Source organism: Polaribacter sp. 2405UD43-2 (assembly GCF_058147125.1).
In genome coordinates, this window is the sequence record NZ_JBYVJX010000004.1 from 266,706 (window position 1) to 286,756 (window position 20,051).

Genomic DNA, 20,051 nt, shown 5'->3' on the forward strand with positions numbered 1-20,051 from the left:
TAAAGAAATGAAAAAAATAATTAATTCATTATTCGCTCTAATTCTTTTCTCAATTGGGTTTACCAGTTGCGAAGACATTAGTGATCGAGTAATTATAAATCAGAATGTAGAAAAATCTACAGAACTTGTTATTAAAGAAACAGGTAAAATTGTACTTTTAAAGGCAAATAAAGATGCTAAAGCTCTTAATTTAAACTGGGCTAATCCAGACTTTGGTTTTAATGCTGCACCTACCTATAAAATTTTAATAGATTTAGCAACAGGTAATTTTAGCAAACCAGCAACTATAGATGTAGGCAATAAATTAGAAAAATCTTTCTTAACCTCAGAAATTAATTCAATTGCTTTAGGTTTAAAAGCTAAAGCTAATACTGCTACAGATATATCTATTAAATTACAAGGTTTTATAGGAGATCAATTATTAATTGATTCTGAAGCTAAAACAATTAATATTACACCTTATCCTGCTCTTGTAGATTTAAGTACTACATGGGGAATTGTAGGTAGTGCAACTCCTAATGCTTGGGATGGACCAGATGTTCCTTTTTTCAAAACAGATGCAGATAAAGTTTATGCAGCTTATGTACATTTAGCAGATGGAGAAATTAAATTTAGAGAGAATAACGATTGGTCTAATAATTACGGTGATACTGGTGTAGACGGAACTTTAGATGCAGCAGGCGATAATATTAAAGTAACAAAAGGTACATACTATATTACTCTAGATTTAAATAAACTTACCTATACTATAACAAAATCAACTAAAGACATTTGGGGCTTAGTTGGTAGTTCAACTCCAAATGCTTGGGATGGACCAGATTGGACTCTTTTTCCAGCAGGTAATGATATATATATAACTTATGTAACCTTAAAAAAGGGGCTATTAAAGTTTAGACTAAACAATGACTGGGGTAATAACTATGGGGATATAGGTGCAGACGGAACCTTAGATAATGCAGGAGACAATATAGAGGTAACTCAAGGAAAATATAAAGTTACTATGGATTTATTTAATAAAACCTATACATTAGAATCTAAATAATAACATATTCAAAGGCTATCTTTCTTATTAAGATAGCCTTTGTTTTTTTAATAAAAAACTAATGAAAAAAATTACTTATTTACTATTTCTTTTCGCTTCTATTTGTTACAGTCAAGTAACCATTAGTCCTAGCCCAATTGAAATAAATAAATCTATAACTATTAGTATTGATGCGGGTAGTTCTGCTACAGATTGTAACAAGTTTAGCAGTCCATCTAAAGTATATATGCACGCTGGTGTAGGAGATGAAACCAATGCTTGGGGAACAAAAGTTGTTGGTAACTGGGGGAAAGATGATGGTGTTGGTAAGATGAACTTTAACAGTTCTACTAGCAAATGGGAAATAACTATTGTACCAAAAACATATTTTGGTTTAACAGATGAGCAAGCTTCTAGTATTACTAAAATGGGAATGGTTTTCAGAAATGATTCTGGAAATCAAGAATTTAAAGACAATGGTTGTAAAGATTTTATTTTTAATGTTGGTTCTTTTCAACTAACATTAAACACACCAACTAAAAAAACTACCATTTTAAATTCTGGTGATGCCTTAAATATTACAGCATCTGCAACATTGAATGCAGATTTTAGCCTAAAAGCTAATGGTACTGTTATCGACCAAAAAACGAGCATCAAAAGTTATAGTTATGCTACCACTGTTACTCAAAGTACCACTTATGTTTTAGAAGCAACAAATAACGGAGAAACTAAAAGTTCTTCTTTTAGTATCATTGTAAAACCAACTGTAACAGTAGCAGATGTACCTTCTGGTATGAAAGATGGTATCAACTTAAATCCTACAGACAATACAAAAGCAACATTGGTTCTTTATGCTCCTGGTAAAGAGTATATACACGTTATTGGAGATTTTAGCAACTGGGGAGTTAACGACAATTATTTGTTAAAAAAAGATAGCGCTGGTAAAAGATTTTGGATTGAACTTACAGGTTTAACACCCAAAACAAATCATATGTATCAATACTTAATAAATGGTACTTTAAGAGTGGCAGATCCCTACTCTACTGTAATTCTATCAGAATACAATGATCAATATATTAACGCAACAACATATCCTAATTTACCAACCTATCCTAAAGGAAAAACAAATCACGCAGTTACTTTATTAAGAACTGGAGATGAAGCGTTTAATTGGCAAGCTACATCGTATGTAAAACCAGCTAAAACAGATTTAGTTATTTACGAACTTTTAATTAGAGATTTCGACGCTTTACATAGTTATGATGCCGTAAAAGCAAGATTAGATTACTTACAAGAATTAGGAATTAACGCAATAGAATTTTTACCTGTTATGGAGTTTGATGGCAATGAATCTTGGGGATACAACCCTTCGTTTCATATGGCATTAGATAAGTATTATGGCAATGTAAATTCTTTTAAACAATTAATAGACGAATGCCACAAAAGAGGTATTGCTGTTATTATTGATGTTGCTTTTAATCACGCAACAGGGCAAAACCCATACTACAGAATGTGGAATACAGACAATGGCGGTTATGGAGGTAAAGCAAGTACAGATAGTCCATTTTTTAATCAAACTGCAACACATTCTTATAGTGTTTTTAATGATTTTAATCATAGCAAACAAGCAACTAGGGATTATGTAAAAAGAGTATCTCAATATTGGATTGATGAATACAAAATTGATGGTTTTAGATGGGATTTAACAAAAGGATTTACACAAAACTGTTCTTCTGGTGATGCGTGTACAAACGGATATCAACAAGATAGAGTTGATGTTTTAAAACAATATGCAGATTATCAATGGGAAAAAGACCCCAATTTTTATATCATTTTTGAACATTTAGGAACCAATAACGAAGAAACGCAATGGGTAAATTATAAAAATGGAATTATGGTTTGGGGCAACCACAACCATCAATATAACGAAGCAACAATGGGTTTTGGTAGCAATGCTAACTTTAATTGGATTTCTTACAAAAACAGAGGTTGGTCTAAACCTGGTAATGTAAGTTATATGGAAAGCCATGATGAAGAACGTTTAATGTATAAAAACCTTAACTACGGTAATGCTAACGGAAGTTATAGTATTAAAAACCTAAATACAGCTTTAGATAGAATGGAATTAGCTGGTGCCTTTTACTTTACGGTTCCAGGACCAAAAATGATTTGGCAATTTGGAGAATTAGGATATGATATTTCTATAAATCAAAATGGTAGAACAGGTAACAAACCCATAAAATGGGATTATCTATCTAACCAAAATAGAAGAGACCTTTACAATACTTGGGCAAAACTTATTAAATTAAGACAAAAATATGAAATTTTTGAAGCCACAGATTTCACTTTAGATGTTGGTAATGCTAATGGTTTAAACAAAATTCATTTAACAAATCCTGCTGCTGCAGAAATACAAAACGTCGTTGTTATTGGTAACTTTGGCGTAACAACACAAAGTATTGCCCCTTACTTTCAGCAAACTGGTACTTGGTACAACTTGTTAGACGACAATGCAACCATAACTGTTACAAACACAACAGCACCTATAACATTAGCACCAGGAGAGTTTAAGGTTTATGCTAATAAACCAGCCTCGCTTTCTACAGACGATATTACTTTAGAAAAAAATATATTACAATTATATCCAAACCCTGCTTCTAGCTCATTTAGTTTATCTAAAGAAGTATTAGGAGTAAGTATTTTTGATATTACAGGCAAACAAGTTAAACAGTTCACTAAAAATAACACTAATTCATATTTAGTAACTGATTTAAACAAAGGAATTTATTTTGTAAGAATTAAAGAGAATTCAAATAAAACAATTACAAAAAAATTAATTATTAACTAATCTAAAATTAAACACATGAAAAAAAATTATTTATCATTCGTCATTTTTTATTTTTTTATTATGACATCTGCTTTTTCGCAATGGGGGCATAGATATGCTACAGAACAAGCAGACCAAAACTTAACTGTAGCTACTGCAACTCCATTTACAGTTTCTGTAGAATGGGGAGAAGGAGACTGGACTAGCTCAGAATTTGGATATGGTACAACTACAGATGGATCTGGTTGGACTTGGACAAATTTGCCTTGGTTTGAAAATGGATCAGGAAGTAATAAAAGATGTAAAACAGATATTACAATCAGTACATCTGGTGTTTATTATTATGCGTATAGATTCATAAAGGGAGGAGCAACTACATATCAACATGGTTCAGATGCTTGGTCTGCTAATGCTAGTACATTAAGTGCTGTAAGTACTATTTCTGCTTCAACTACAAAAACTTGGACAGGTACTACAGACACAGATTGGAATACTGCTAGTAACTGGAGTCCTTCAGGAGTACCTAGTTCTTTAGACAATGTAATAATTCCAATGGTTTCAAATCAACCTACTGCTTCTGGAGCTGTAACTGTTAATCAAGCTACATTAGCATCTGGTGCTTCATTAATAGCAAACTCAACTTTTGCTGGTAATATAATTTACAATCTAAATATTTCTGACACAAATTGGCATTTAATTTCATCACCAGTTGTTGGAGAACAATATGATAATGCTTGGGTTAGTGCAAACTCAATTGCTTCTGGTGTTAACAGTAATAGAGGTATTGCTACTTATGATAATGGCGCACCTGATACAGATACTGACGGAGGAGGTTCAGATACCGCAACTGGTCATTGGAGATATTTTCAAGCAGGTGGGGCTGCAACTACATTTGGAGCTGGTGTAGGCTATTCTTTAAAAAGAACTGCTTCTGGAGACTATACATTTACTGGAACTTTTCCAACATCAGATGTATCTCCTGCAATAAGTCAAGATGATAATAATTGGAATCTAATTGGAAATCCTTTTCCTTCTTATATTGATATTGCTGCATTTATTACAGCTAATAACGCAAATTTATCTGCAAGCTTTAAAGCTATTTACGTTTGGAATGCAAGTGGAAGTTCTTATACTGAATTAACTTCTGGTTATGTGCATCCAGGACAAGCTTTCTTTATAAATTCTAATGTTGCTAGCGGAAATGCATCAATAACAGAAGCAATGCAAAGTCATCAAACAGGTGTTACTTTTTATAAAAATGCAGCTCCTTCTATTAATTTAAAACTTTCTGTTGGTAAATTAAATAAAGAAACAAAAATTAATTACATCAATAATAAAACAGACGGATTAGATCCTGGTTTTGATATTGGTATGTTTGATGGTGTTTCTTCGGATGCAAGAATCTACACTTATTTATTAGAAAACAATAAAGGAATTGCTTTTGCAAGACAAGCAGTATCGAATTCTAATATTGAATCTAAAGTAGTTCCTGTAGGAATTTCATCTAAAAGTGGAGGAGAAATTACTTTTACTGCAGATGCTTTAAATTTACCAGCAAACTTAAAAGTCTTTTTAGAAGACAGAGTTAATAATACTGTAACACGTTTAGACGAAGCTAATGCAGCATATAAAACTACTGTAAACAGCGGAGAAACTAATGGTCGATTCTTTGTACATACTAAAGCTTCAAGTGTTTTAAGTACTGAAGATAGTTTATTAGAAAGCGTTAGTGTTTATGCAAGTAATAACAATTTAAAAATTGTTGGATTACAAAAAGGGAAAACTTCTGTTTCTTTATTCAATGTTTTAGGTAAAAAAATAATGAATACTACTTTTAATGCTGCAAATGTTAATACAATAGAACTACCAAATTTAGCTTCTGGTGTTTACATTGTAAAACTACAAGCTACTAACGGAAAGTTGAATAAGAAAATCATTTTAAAATAATTTACGAGAATAAAATTTTTATATCATGAAAAAACAAACAGAAAAACAAAATAAAAATCAAGAAATTACTCGTAAAGACGCTCTTAAAAAAATAGGAAATTACGGTAAATATGCAGCATTAACTGCATTGGGCACATATATGATTTTAAACCCACAAAAAGCACAAGCTCAAAGTCCAGAAGATCCTGGAACAGGGTTTTAAATAATTAATAGTTTTTTTTGAAAAGCCAGTGTATATATACACTGGCTTTTCTTTTTATTTTATTTTATTTTACTAAATAATCCATATTAAAAATCACTATTTGTAGTTTTTAAAAAAAAACAGTAGATTTGCTGTGTTTCCCCCTGCTTTATTAAAATTCTTTTTTATGAAAAAAATGTTTTTTCAAGTATTCGTATTTGGGGTAAATCGATACTTATCAACAGTAAAAATAACAGCAGTCTTTTTATTACTTTTTGTTATTTCGTTAAGCACAAAAACTTATTCGCAAACAATACCAAGTACTGGTTCTTCTGCAACAACTTGTGGTGATTGTACACCAACTGGTTGGATAGACACAGGTGGTACACCAGACATATCTAATAGAACAATTACAGGAGGTGAAGGTTCTACAGGTGGTGGTGCAACTTGGGTATCTAGCCCTTTACCTATACCTCCTACTGGTCATTCAACTTGGATAACCTTAAGAGATGTTGGCCCAGATTATCCTGAAGAATCTGTAACTGCAAAAATTGGCAACCTAGAGACTAATAAATATTACACTGTAACTATTTATGCAATGACAAGCATCAGTAATCAAGATGGTGGTACTGGAAATAATGTATATTATGCAGGTACCTATATGAATAAATTCGATTATCAAATAGATACAAATCCTAGACAAACAATCATATCTATTTCTAAAGAAAAATGGACTATTGCTAAAACATTTTTTGTAGGCACACCTGATGTAAATGGAGAAGTATCTATAACCCTATATCCTAGAAATGATGGTGGTTTTACTGCTGCAGGTCAAAACACTCAACTTTTAGAAGCAGTAAATATTGCCATAGAAGTAAATGCAGTAGATGAAGTAGATACAGATGGAGATGGAATTCCAGACACTATAGATATAGATGATGATAATGATGGTATTTTAGATACTGTAGAAACAACTGTTGGCGGAACAACTTATGACCCTTTAGGTGATGAAGATGGTGATGCCCTACCTAATTATTTAGATACAAGAGATGACGGTACTGGTGATGGAAGTACAACAAATTATGATGATATTAATGGAGATGGTGTTCCAAATATTTTTGATTTTGATAACGATGGTATTCCTAACCTTTTAGATTTAGACGCAGATGGAGATGGTATTCCAGATATTATAGAAGCACAATCTACAACAGGTTATATTGCTCCAAACGGAGTTGTAGGTGCAAATGGTTTAGATAGCGCCTATGAAAGCGGAAATGACACTGCTTCTGCTAATGGATTAGGTGGTGCTGGTGGTGCTGGTTTAATAAACTTCGAAAGTTCAGGCAATCCAGATTATTTAGATTTAGATTCTGATGGAGATGGCGTTTCGGATACAATTGAAGCAAATATTTCTCTTACAGGAGAAGTTGGTAAAAACGGATTAGACAATGCCTATGATAATGGAGATAATTATACCGACACTAATGGTAATTTTGATAATACGCAATTAAACAATTTCCCCAACACGAATGCAGCAGATTCGCCAGACGATGTAAATTGGAGAGATGCCACTACCACCACAGGTAAAGATACAGATGGAGATGGTATACCAGACTCTGTAGATATAGATGATGATAATGATGGTATTATAGATACTGTAGAATGCGCAACTGCTAATGTTAGTGCTAGTAATGCATCTTCTGTTCAAAGTGCTACTAGCGTTACAAATTCAGGAAATTCAATTGGTTCTGATAACTCTAGAGCTGGTTTAAATGCCATATCTGATATTTTAATATTAGATTTAGGAAGAGTTGTTCCAAAAAACACAATCATAGAAATAGAATCTCGTGTTACTAACAACATAGATCACGTAATGAAAGTGCAGCAATCTACAACTACTACAGAAATTAGTTTTACAAACCCTATAATTTATAACTGGGTGGCAATAGACACAGAACAAAACAAACAGTATAAACTATCTGCAGATGCAAGATATATTAGAATAAACCTAGAAGTAGCTGGTGCAGGTGGTGGAGAGTTGCAAATAGACAATGTTCTTTATCAAGGATTTACTGAAGTTTGTGATACTGACGGAGATGGTGTACCTAATATTATAGATTTAGATTCAGACAACGATGGTATTCCTGATAATATAGAAGCACAATCAACCACAGGTTATGTAGCGCCAAGTGGTCCAGTAGGTGCAAATGGTTTATATAGTATATATGAAAATAACGACACAGCTGGTGCTACTGGTTTAGGAGGTGTTGGAGGAACTGGTTTAATTAATACTGATAGTGCTAATGACGCAATACCAGATTATTTAGACTCAGACTCTGATAATGATGGTACTTCAGACAGAATAGAAGCTAACCTGTCTCTAAGTGGAGTTTACGGTGCAAATGGATTAGATACTAATTATGATGTTGGTGATGGTTACACAGACACCAATGGTAGTTTCGATAATACACAAACAGACAACTTTCCTGACGCAGATTCAGATGTAAATACAACTGGAGATGTAGATTACAGAGATGCAGACTCTTCTTTTAAAGATAACGACAATGATGGTATCCCAGATGCAACCGATTTAGATGATGACAATGATGGTATTTTAGATACAGAAGAAAGTATTTGCCCTACAGGAACAGATGCCGCAAATCCTTTTACGTCCTTAGAACAAGCTAGAACAGTAACTGTAGCTGGTATCCATTATTTTAATATTGATGGGCAAGCATTCTCAACTTATGTAGATGCTAATGGTTTTGTACAAGTTGCCATAGATTTTGGTAATGGCTCAGGAAATTTACCGCAAGGTAATTCTTTAACAAATGCTACAAGAGGTATTCTATCTACTGCAGCTTTAGCTAAACTAACAAGTGCTTCAACTTTAAGAATTTCTCACTCAGGTGGTAATTTAGATATTACATCAACCAATGCAACTTTATTAACTAGAATTACAACCAATACAACCTTACACCAAGGTACAGCAGATAATGCTATAAATGATACTTGGACAGGAACCAATGCAACTGCAATAACAGTAGATGCTAGTTGTACAACAACAGATGGAACTTCTTTACATCAAAATATTGCACACCTTTGTGGTAATACTTCTGGGTTTCATTGGATTCCAAATACTGGAATACAAAGAATTAGATATAGTGCTGGTGCAAATAGTGGAGAAATTGGTAATACAGAGAGTTTTACACTTTGGGTGCAAGCACCTACTAGTACCTGCGAAACAGACACAGACGGAGATGGTATTCCTAATCATTTAGATTTAGACTCAGACAACGATGGTATTCCTGATAATATAGAAGCCCAAACTACAACTGGCTATATTACACCAAATGGAGTTTTTGATGCCAATGGTGTAGATACTGCTTATACTGGTGGTTTAACACCAGAAGACACAGATGGAGATGGAGCAAAAGATTATTTAGAAAATGATTCAGATAATGATGGTGTTTTAGACAACATAGAAGCCAATATTGTACTCTCTGGTATTGTTGGCACAAATGGTTTAGATAACAATTACGACAATGGAGATAACTATACAGATGTAAACGGAAGCTATGACAACTCTCAAGCCAACAACTTTCCAGATGCAGATGGTGATGTTTTCTCAGGAGGTGATGTAGATTATAGAGATGATACTTTTACAAACGATAAAGACGGAGATGGAATTAGTAATGAAGTCGATCTAGATGATGACAATGATGGTATTGTTGATGCAATAGAAATAGGCTCTTGTACAATTCCTGGTTCTGCCCCTTTTATATGGGAAACTCTTTATCAAGTAATTTCTCCAAACGGAACATTAGTTACAGATGGAGATGATCCAACAAGTGTTTCTCAAAAAACAGTACAAAATGTTGTGGTAACTTTATCTAGAACCACAAATGTTGCTAGTGATAGTAACTATAGAATAAATGATGTCATAACAACAAATAGTTCTTACAATTTAAACCAACGTGGAATTTCAAATGGTCTTTCAAGACATAATTTCGATTTTAGTGATCCTATTTATGGTTTAACTTTCACATTATATGATGTTAATATAGACAATGGTCAAACAGTAGATAATGTAGAGATCATCCTTACAAAACAAGATGGCACAACATATACGCTTCAACCTGCAGATTACACCTTAGGTACAGCTCATACATACAACACAAGTACTAAATTATTTACAGGTACATCTACTGATACCGGAGCTGTATCAAATATTACAATCAACGCTATACCAGCTTGGATAATTAAAATGCAAATTGTGTATAAAAATTCTGGAACTGGTACAATCTCTGGTCATCAAGACATTGCTATTGGAGATTTAAATTTCTGTACACCTTTAGATTCTGATAATGATGGCGTTTTTGATTATATAGATTTAGATTCTGATAATGATGGTATTCCAGATAATTTTGAAGCACAATCTACAAACGGTTATATAGCACCTTCAGGCAGCTACAGTTCTACAGGTATAGATTTAGCTTATGGTTCTGGTGTAACTCCAGAAAACACAGATGGAGATTCAGATGCAGATTATTTAGACCTAGATTCAGATGGAGATGGAACTTTCGATATTTTAGAATCTGGTCTAACAACTATTACTCCAAACTCTGGTGGTAGAGCAACAGGAGCTGTGGGTAACAATGGTCTATTAAACACGCTAGATAATGGAGATACTTATAACGATGTAAATGGTAGTTTTGACAACACTGTTAAAGACAACTTTACAGATGGAGATAGTGATGTAAATATTGGTGGAGATTTAGATTATAGAGATACAATTGTTGGTGTAGATACAGACAAAGATGGTATTGCAAATAGCACAGATATAGATGATGATAATGATGGAATACTAGACATTCAAGAAAGTGGAGGAAATAACCCTGATGGTGATGAAGATGGTGATGGAATCCCTAATTATAGAGATAATTCTGATGGTGGTAATGGAGGCGATAGTAGCTTAACAAATTATACAGATACAAATAATGATGGTATTCCAGATGTATATGATTTTGATAATGATGGAGTTCCAAACCATCTAGATATAGACGCAGACAATGATGGTATTCCAGACAATGTAGAAGCTCAAGGTACCAATGAATACCTAGCTCCTACTGGCACAGACACAGACAATGATGGTTTAGATGATAGATATGATACAGACTGTACAGGAGCAAATTGTGGCGGAATAACAGGAATAGACACCTCAACCCCTATCAATACAGATAGTGGTATAGATTCTGCACCAGATTATTTAGATTTAGATTCAGATAATGATGGAATTCCAGACATTCAAGAAAATGGAGATTCAGACAATTCTATAAGTGGAAATGACACAGATGGTGATGGTTTAGATGATAATTTTGAAGGATCAAATCTAAATGATGGATATGATGTAAATGATGAAATTAACACACCAGCATCAGATTTACCTGATACAGACTCAGATTTACCAGGAGGTAATGTAGATTACAGAGATAACACAAATGACCCTGTAATACCAGGCGTAGACAATAGTATCTTATGGTTAAGAGCAGATATTGCTGTAACAGGAACAACAACTGTAACAAGTTGGGTAGACCAAACAACAAACCCATTTACTGCAACAGCAGTAAATGGTCCAAACAAAATTGACAACGGAATTAATTTTAACCCTAGTTTAAATTTTGATGGCACCAATGAATTTATGCAAATTACAGGTGGTATTCTTGGTAACAACGCATCTATATCAAGTATTTGGGTTTATGCTGTAAGTAAAACAAATATAAACAACTATGCATATAACGTATCACAAGGAACAGGAAATACAAGATTTTACTTTTTAGCACCAAATAACGGAAGCAATTTCGCATTTAAGTTTGGTTCTCAAACTGCAATCTCATTACCTTGGGGTGCTAATACTGGTGAGTTTAATTTATGGAATTCTGGATCTAGTACAACTGCTGCATCTACCCCTTCAACCACAAACAAAGCATTATACAGAAATGGTTTAAGAATTGGTACAGATAATTTAGGCTCTTCTGTTACAAGTAACTCTAGCCAAAATCTTTTTATCGGTTCTTTTAGCTCTACTCAGAGTTTTATGAATGGTGAAATAGCAGAAATAATGGTATTTGATGCCGTACCTACATCACAACAACAACAACATATTCAATCTTATTTAGCTATAAAATATGGTATTACTTTAGATATTGCTGATAATAATACCAATATAGTAGAAGGAGATTATTTGTTAAAAGACTTAAATACTAAAATTTGGGATTATACAGCAAATAGTACTTTCCATAATGATGTTGCTGGTATTGGTAGAGATGATGCTATGGTTTTAAATCAAAAACAATCCAAATCAATAAATTCTGATGCAGAAATTACAATAGGTTTAAGTACTATTGCCGCAACAAATGCTGCAAACGTAAATACTTTCTCATCAAACAAAGATTTCTTGGTTTGGGGTAATAATAATGGTGTAATTAACACAGTATCTACATCAGAATTAATATGTGCACCAGAAAAAACGATTGGAAGAATATGGAAAATTGTAGAAAATGGATCTGTAGGTTCTGTTCAAATTGCAATTAACCAATCAACTCTTAATACACCTTTAAATACTGCAAATACTTTAAAAGTACTTAAAGTTGCAGATGATGCAGCATTTACAACAAATGTAGACTATGTTCCGCTTACAGCTACAACTATAAACGCTACTGCTGTTTATGCTGCTAACTACGATTTTAACGGAACCAAGTTCTTTACTTATGGTGAAATCAATGGAATTTTCTGGAACGGAGCAACAACAAATGCCGCTGACAGATGGAAAGGCGGAAATAGTGCAAGCGTAACAGGAGGTCCAAGTACAAATGCTGCAGATGTAGATAAAGTAATGGTTATAGATGCAGAAGGAACTTCTAATCACGCAACTTTAGCAGAAAATGTAGAAGTAGAATGTGTGTGGATTAAAGAGAATTCTAAATTAATGGTTCAAAACAATAAATATTTAGAATTTGATGAAGATTTTATTTTAGATGGAAAACTAAAATTAATGGGTAATGGTCAATTAATTCAGACGCATACAGGTTTATCAAATGTACAAGGTACAGGTAAATTATATAGAGATCAGGCTGCAAAAGTACCAAGTATTTATAGATATCATTATTGGACCTCACCTGTAAGAGAATTAAATAAAGATACTTTTAGAGTTGGTCAAGTAATGTTTGATGGAAATGAAGCAACTTCAGAATCTTCTTCTTCTAGGCCAATTAATTGGACAGGTAATGGTAATATTTATGATGGCCAAACCGGAACAACAAGTCCAGATGTTCCTATTAAAATTGCACCTTACTGGATTTACACTTATTTAAATGGTACTTCTCAGTCAGAATGGTTACAAAAATGGGCAACAGGTACCATAGAAAGAGGGCAAGGATATTCTATGAAAAGTACAGGAAGTCCAACACAAAACTTTACTTTTATAGGTACTCCAAATGATGGTTCCATCACCTTTAACTTTACAGCAAACAAAACGAGTCTTTTAGGAAATCCTTATCCTAGTGCTTTAGATGCAGTTAATTTTATCAATACAAATATTAACGAAATTAACGGTACATTATATTTCTGGGAACATACAGGAGAAGACAATATTGTTCCTGCGTCTTCAGAAGGGCACAATCTAACAGGGTATCAAGGTGGTTATTCTCAAAGAAATATTGCTATGGGGGTTGCAGCAAATAGTGTTCCTACAGCTGCTCCTATACTGTTTGATTGGGAAAATGCAACTGTTAATGGCAGCCAAGTAACTCAAACAAAAGATGATATTACAGCAACTGTAAGTTTATCTACAGGAACAATTACACTTAATGACTTTAGTCCATCAGCAAGTAATATTGTTGTAAACAACAATGGTTTAAGCACTTATACAATGACTGTTAACTTTAGCCAAAAAATAGATTTAGAAAGTATTGAGCTTATTAATGATGTTCTAGGCACTACTCCTTTAAGTGTAATTATACAGCCAAATGCTGGTATAGCAAGTACTACAACAACAATAACCAATACCGCATCTGTTATCGTTCCGAAAACTGTTGCTGTTTCTTGGAAAGATATATCTTCATTTACAATATCTAGTGCTTCACCTTTTAAACTAGGTTTAAATGATATAAAATTAAGAAAGGGAAATTTACCAAGTTTGGGAAGTGGTTCATATCACGCACCAAATAGATATATTGCTGTAGGTCAAGGATTTTTTGTTTCTGCTTCTGCTACGGGTGGTACAGTTAGGTTCGAAAACTCAATGAGAGCATTTGAAGATGATAATTATACTACTGATGGTTCTGGGGGTGGTTCTGGTACCTATTTCTTTAAAGGAAACTCAAAAAAGAAACAAGAGATTAAAAACCTGCTACCAATTCTAAAGTTAGGTTTTAATTACAAAGAATCTAATGATATAAACTTACACAGACAATTGGGTATTTCATTTAGAAGAGGTAATGATTTTAGGTTTGATAATGGCTATGATAGTGAAATTTACGATTTAGGTGCAACAGATTTCTATTGGAGTTTTCCTGAATATTCTGATAAAAACTTAATTATTGCTGGGGTATCAGAAATAAATAATTCAACTAGAGTTCCTTTAGTTTTTAATATTGATACTGATAATCCTATAGCAATACAAATAGATCAAATTAAAAACATCTCTAGAAAAGTATATTTAGAAGACGCTCTGAATAAAAAGTTTTATGAATTGACACAAGACAATTTAATAGAATTACAAATTGCAAAAGGTGTTTATAAAAATCGTTTTTATCTAACATTTGGTAATAAAAATTCATCATTAGATACACCAGATAATATTATAAATGATAAGCTTACTGTATTTATGAATAATAAAGCTAAAGAACTAGTAATTCATAATAAAGAAGCTCTCAATATTAAAAAAGTAGAAATATTTAATATTTTAGGAAAAAAAGTGGCATTCTGGAAAAACGTTGATTCAAAATCAATAAATAAATTTAATGTTAGTAATTTATCTACTACTGTATATGTAGTTAAAGTCAGCACAGAACAAGGCTTAGTAACTAAAAAAATAATTATTGAATAAGTTTAAAAGTATTTTTATTCAACAAAAAAAGAGCAGAAATAATCTGCTCTTTTTTTTTATCTTAAAATAAATTAATATATTAGCGCAATTATTATCCTAGTTGTAGGGTAGTAATGCCCCCTAAATGAATTACTTTATGACCCCTAAATCTAAAAGTAAGTGGTATTTATTATCGCTTAATACTTTATATTATAAGCATATTTTTAAAATAAAAGGATTATTATTAATTATAATTTTATTCTCTTTTAATTATTCTTATACCCAATATGTAATAAGTGATTCTGCTGTAAATGGGAAAACAATAACAACCAACTCAGGTACATTTTATGATTCAGGAAATACCAGTGCAAAATATTCAAATAATGAAAACTACTCTGTAACTTTTAAATCAAGTGATGGAAACCCCATTAAAATAAATTTTACTTTATGGGATGTAGAAAATAACAGTTCTTGTAGCTATGATAAATTACGAATCTATAATGGTACAAGCAATACCTCTACATTAATTGGTACTTTCTGTACAAATTCACCTGGTACTGTTCAATCTTCTAATGCTAATAATGCATTACATATAGAGTTTATTTCAGATTCATCAGTTGTAGAAGATGGTTGGGAAGCTACTATATCTACAGCCGCACCATTAATACCAATAACAGTAACTGCAGATGCCAAAACAAAAAATGTAGGAGAAGCAGATCCTGCATTAACCTACACTATAACTTCAGGGAGCTTAGCAAGCGGAGATGCTTTATCTGGAAACCTAACAAGAGTAGCAGGAGAAGCAGTTGGAAGTTATACAATAAACCAAGGAACCTTAAACAACTCTAAATACACCATTACTTATGTTTCTGCACAATTTACAATTACAGAGAAAGATACAGATGGAGATGGATATGTAGATTCTGTTGATATTGATGACGATAATGATGGTATTTTAGATACGGCCGAAAACTGTATTAAACCCGGAGCAGCTACCCCAGCTTCTGATGCAGAAAATTGGGTGGATGGTAATTATAGTGTTTTTGGCATTGGTAATAATACAAACGGAATTGGTTATCAAGAATCAGGCTTTCAACAAGCTGCATATAATAGAGGTATGAGTTTAACAGTTTTAGACGATACATCTACCAATTATGCTACAGAAAGTCCAGCTTCTAGCTCATCACCTTTAAGCTTAAACGATAAAGTTTATTTTGGTATCAATCCTACTACAAGTTCTAACGATGGCGTAGTTACTTTAACCTCTAATTATTATGCACCTGACTATAACTCAAGTACAAATGTAGGGTGTTCCTCTACTCCTAATGGTAAAAATTCTGAATTAAGAACTACTACTAGTAGCGAATTTTCTTCTGGAGATTCATCAAGAGCAATATATATTGTACCAGAAAGAGGAGCAATCACAGGAAATTCATACTCTGTTCATATCAATTTTAACACCTCTATTTATGCTTTTAGTTTTGATATCAATGATGTTTTTGATACAACACCCGGAACAGTAAATCCAACTTATCAATTAGAAGTTTTTGCAGACGGAAAATTACTCGCTTATATGACTGCAGCAAATTTTGGAAATGATATTACGGGTACTATGAAACTCTACAGAGGAGATAAAACTACTTTAGTAAACGGTAGTATTAACATAGGTAATCAAACAGAAGCAACTATAGGTTTTATAAATAGTACAGCCATATCTCATATAGAAATTAAAACTACAATCGTTACTGGTGATACTAGCAAATGTGCTAGAGATGCTCACGGTTTAGATAGCTTTGCATATTCAAAATCTCCACAATCTTGTTTTGCAGATGATATAGATTTTGATGGCGATGGCATTACAAACGATAAAGATTTAGATTCTGACAACGACGGAATTCCTGATAATATCGAAGCGCAAACAACAATAGATTATATTACACCAAACAACACCTACAATTCTTCGGGTTTAGATACGGCTTATGGTAGTGGTTTAACAGCAGAAAACACAGACAATAATGGTAATGCAGATTATGTAGATTTAGATGCTGACAATGATGGTACTTTTGATATTGCAGAATCAGGAGCTGGTATTACTGATGCAAATTCTGATGGAAAAACAGATGGTGCTGTTGGCACAAACGGTATAGACAATACATTAACAACTGATAACTATACAGATGTAAATGCAAATATAAATGACCCCACGACTTTAACGGATATAGATGGGGATGTGCTCACGATAGGTGATGTAGATTATAGGGATACTCACCTATCTGGCACTCCATTAATAACACAAATTTTTCATACATCTTCAGACAGAGTTATTGAAATCAGCAATATTCATCCTACAAATACTATTTTAGGAAAGAGTATAAAATTATCGTTATTCTCAAATAAAGCAGCAGGAAATCAAACAGGAGTAATTCCAGATGCTGTATATGTAATTCCTTCAGACATAAGCCCAAATTCATCTATTGCAATAACCAATACAGGCTCAGCACATACTGGCGTAATTAATGATGCAATAACTAATTTTTCTGACGGTAATGATTATATACTTCTTACCCATCCTAAAGGATTTTCCTCTGGTTCAACCACTTGGAAAAACAGATACGAAACCACTTATAGTATTACAAATACTACCTCTTATGTAAGAAATGACGAAGTTTCTGCAACCAACAAAGATTATACATCTTCTGAGTGGATTGCTTTTGTTGATGATAATTTAGACCCTCACAGAGATTTAGGTTCAGGAGGACCACAAAGACACCCACACGCTCCATTAATTTCAGAAATAACAAGTGCAAACTCAACATCAAATTTAAAAATTGGAGTTCATAAAATAAACCCAACCAACAGAACAGGTAAGAGTTGGAGCAATGGATTTCCTGATAAAACCAGAAGAGTAAATATTCAAGAAAATTATAACCTTTCTTCAAAACTTTCGGCAAGAAAATTAACTATTAGTAACGGAAGTAAACTTACAATCTCTAATAATTTGTTAGTGGTTACTGATAATATTACACTAGCCACAACCAATGATGAAATAAGATTAGCAGGAACCTCTCAACTAATACAAACACATACAAACGCTACTAAAATAAGTGGTTCAGGTAAACTTTATGTAGACCAAAATTCTGAAACTCCGAGTAAATTTAGGTATAATTATATGAGCTCGCCTGTTGTTAGTAGCGGAAATACTTTTACCTTAGAAGATGTTCTAAAAGACGGAACAATACCAACATCAAGCTCATCTACCGCTGTAAACATTAACTTTATTGGTGGTTTAGATGGTAATAAAACAACACCCATATCAATTGCATCACGTTGGATTTATACTTTTGCAAGTTCAGACGGTTTAGTTTCTAATTGGATTCAGAAAAAAAACACAAATTCAATCTTAAATACTGATGGCTTTACAATAAAAGGTCCAGGCGCTACTCAAAACTACACTTTTGTAGGTACACCAAATGATGGTACTTTAAATACAACCATTGGCGCAAATGAATTTTACTTGTTAGGCAACCCTTTTGCATCAGCAATTAGCGTAAAAAAGTTTATAGAAGACAATACCAACTCTATAAACGGAACCTTATATTTTTGGCAACATGCTAGTGAATTAGATGCAGATAACGGACATAGCTATAGAGGTTATGTTGGTGGCTATTCTACAAGAAATATTGCTATGGGTGTAGAAGCTAGTAACCAATCTTTAACAGGTGCTTATAATATTACTAAAGAAGCAGAAGCTGCAACATTAAACGCTGCAACCATTGTAAATGATGCTGGGACAAGTGTTGTTTTGTTAGACAATATAGATGAGTCTGTAAAATTTGAAAGAATTTCTAGAGGAATAGATATCTTAAGAATAAAATACAAATCATTAACAGGAAAAAATATAAGTCTAAATTTAAACGGAACAACTATTAAAACTATAAATTTTCCTATACAAACCACATATACTACATTAGAAATACCAATTTGTATTGAACAAGGAAACACCATTTCTTTAAAATCTAATGATACAAATAGTGTTCATATAGACAATATCGTTTTAAAAGATGATGATGGTAAAATAAGTTGCTCATTTCATACAGGCTCAGGTTTTACTTATATAGAACCCAAAGAATATATTGCCATAGGTCAAGGTTTTTTTGTTGGTGGTGATACAGATGGTGGACCTATTGTATTTAACAATAGTCAAAGAGAATATATACAAGAAGGCGCAAAATCTATTTTCTTTAAAAACAAAACAAAACAAAGAAAAAACGTATTACCTATTATAAAATTAGGGATGGAGTACAAGGTTTCTGAGGATAAAAAATTACGCCGACAAATAGGAATTTCTTTCAATAAAAATAATTCTTTTGATTATGATAATGGATATGACAGCACAATATTCGATTTAAACAATACAGATATTTATTGGAAATTTTCTAATAATGATGCAAAATATGTAATTGCGGGTGTTGGAGAATTAGATGATGAAACCTTATATCCGTTAGAAATTGTAAAAGAAAAAGATGGAGAAATTGCTATTCAAATTGATGAATGGAACATCAAAAACAAAGAATTATATTTATTTGATAAAGTTTCAGAAATTTCTTATCCTTTAAAAAACAAGAAAGTAACTTTAAATTTAGAAAAAGGGAATTATAAAGAGCGGTTCTTCATTACTTTTACTAAGATAAAAGTTAGCTTATCTACAGATAAAACTTTAAATAACGATGTTGCTATATTTTACAAAAGCGCATCTAAAGAAATAAAAATTATACCATCAAACAAAATTGCATTAGAAAAAGCAGAGTTGTACAACATTCTTGGACAAAAAATAAAATCTTGGGATTTAAGTAAAAATAAATACCAAGAAAATAGTTTACCCTTAAAATTTAAAACTAAAAAAATACTAATTCTTAAACTCTATACAAATAAAGGAAACTTCTCTAAAAAAATACTAATTAAGTAATAAAAATCCCCTAAACCCCTA

General features: G+C 32.6%; 6 protein-coding genes. All 6 read left to right on the forward strand.

Features of this window, described 5'->3' with window-relative positions; all coding sequences use genetic code 11:
- Nucleotides 1-7 precede the first annotated feature (7 nt).
- A complete protein-coding gene (locus ACY2RX_RS07845) occupies nucleotides 8-1,042 on the forward strand; it encodes a SusE domain-containing protein (protein WP_490103414.1) in 1,035 nt (344 codons plus the stop codon).
- A 61-nt stretch (nucleotides 1,043-1,103) separates the two neighbouring features.
- The gene (locus ACY2RX_RS07850; RefSeq protein ID WP_490103415.1) at nucleotides 1,104-3,869 is read left to right on the forward strand and encodes an alpha-amylase family glycosyl hydrolase; all 2,766 of its coding nucleotides are present in this window, start codon (nucleotides 1,104-1,106) and stop codon (nucleotides 3,867-3,869) included.
- 15 nt (nucleotides 3,870-3,884) lie between these two features.
- Nucleotides 3,885-5,795, forward strand: a complete 1,911-nt coding sequence (locus tag ACY2RX_RS07855) for a T9SS type A sorting domain-containing protein (RefSeq protein ID WP_490103416.1) — start codon at nucleotides 3,885-3,887, stop codon at nucleotides 5,793-5,795.
- A 25-nt stretch (nucleotides 5,796-5,820) separates the two neighbouring features.
- A complete protein-coding gene (locus tag ACY2RX_RS07860; RefSeq protein WP_490103417.1) occupies nucleotides 5,821-5,997 on the forward strand; it encodes a hypothetical protein in 177 nt (58 codons plus the stop codon).
- 166 nt (nucleotides 5,998-6,163) lie between these two features.
- Entirely contained in the window at nucleotides 6,164-15,085 is an 8,922-nt protein-coding gene (locus ACY2RX_RS07865) for a DUF8202 domain-containing protein (protein WP_490103418.1), read from the forward strand.
- Between the two features lie 124 nt (nucleotides 15,086-15,209).
- Nucleotides 15,210-20,030 carry a DUF8693 domain-containing protein gene (locus ACY2RX_RS07870; protein ID WP_490103419.1) on the forward strand — a complete coding sequence of 1,607 codons (4,821 nt, stop codon included), beginning with the start codon at nucleotides 15,210-15,212 and terminating at the stop codon, nucleotides 20,028-20,030.
- Nucleotides 20,031-20,051: the final 21 nt, after the last annotated feature.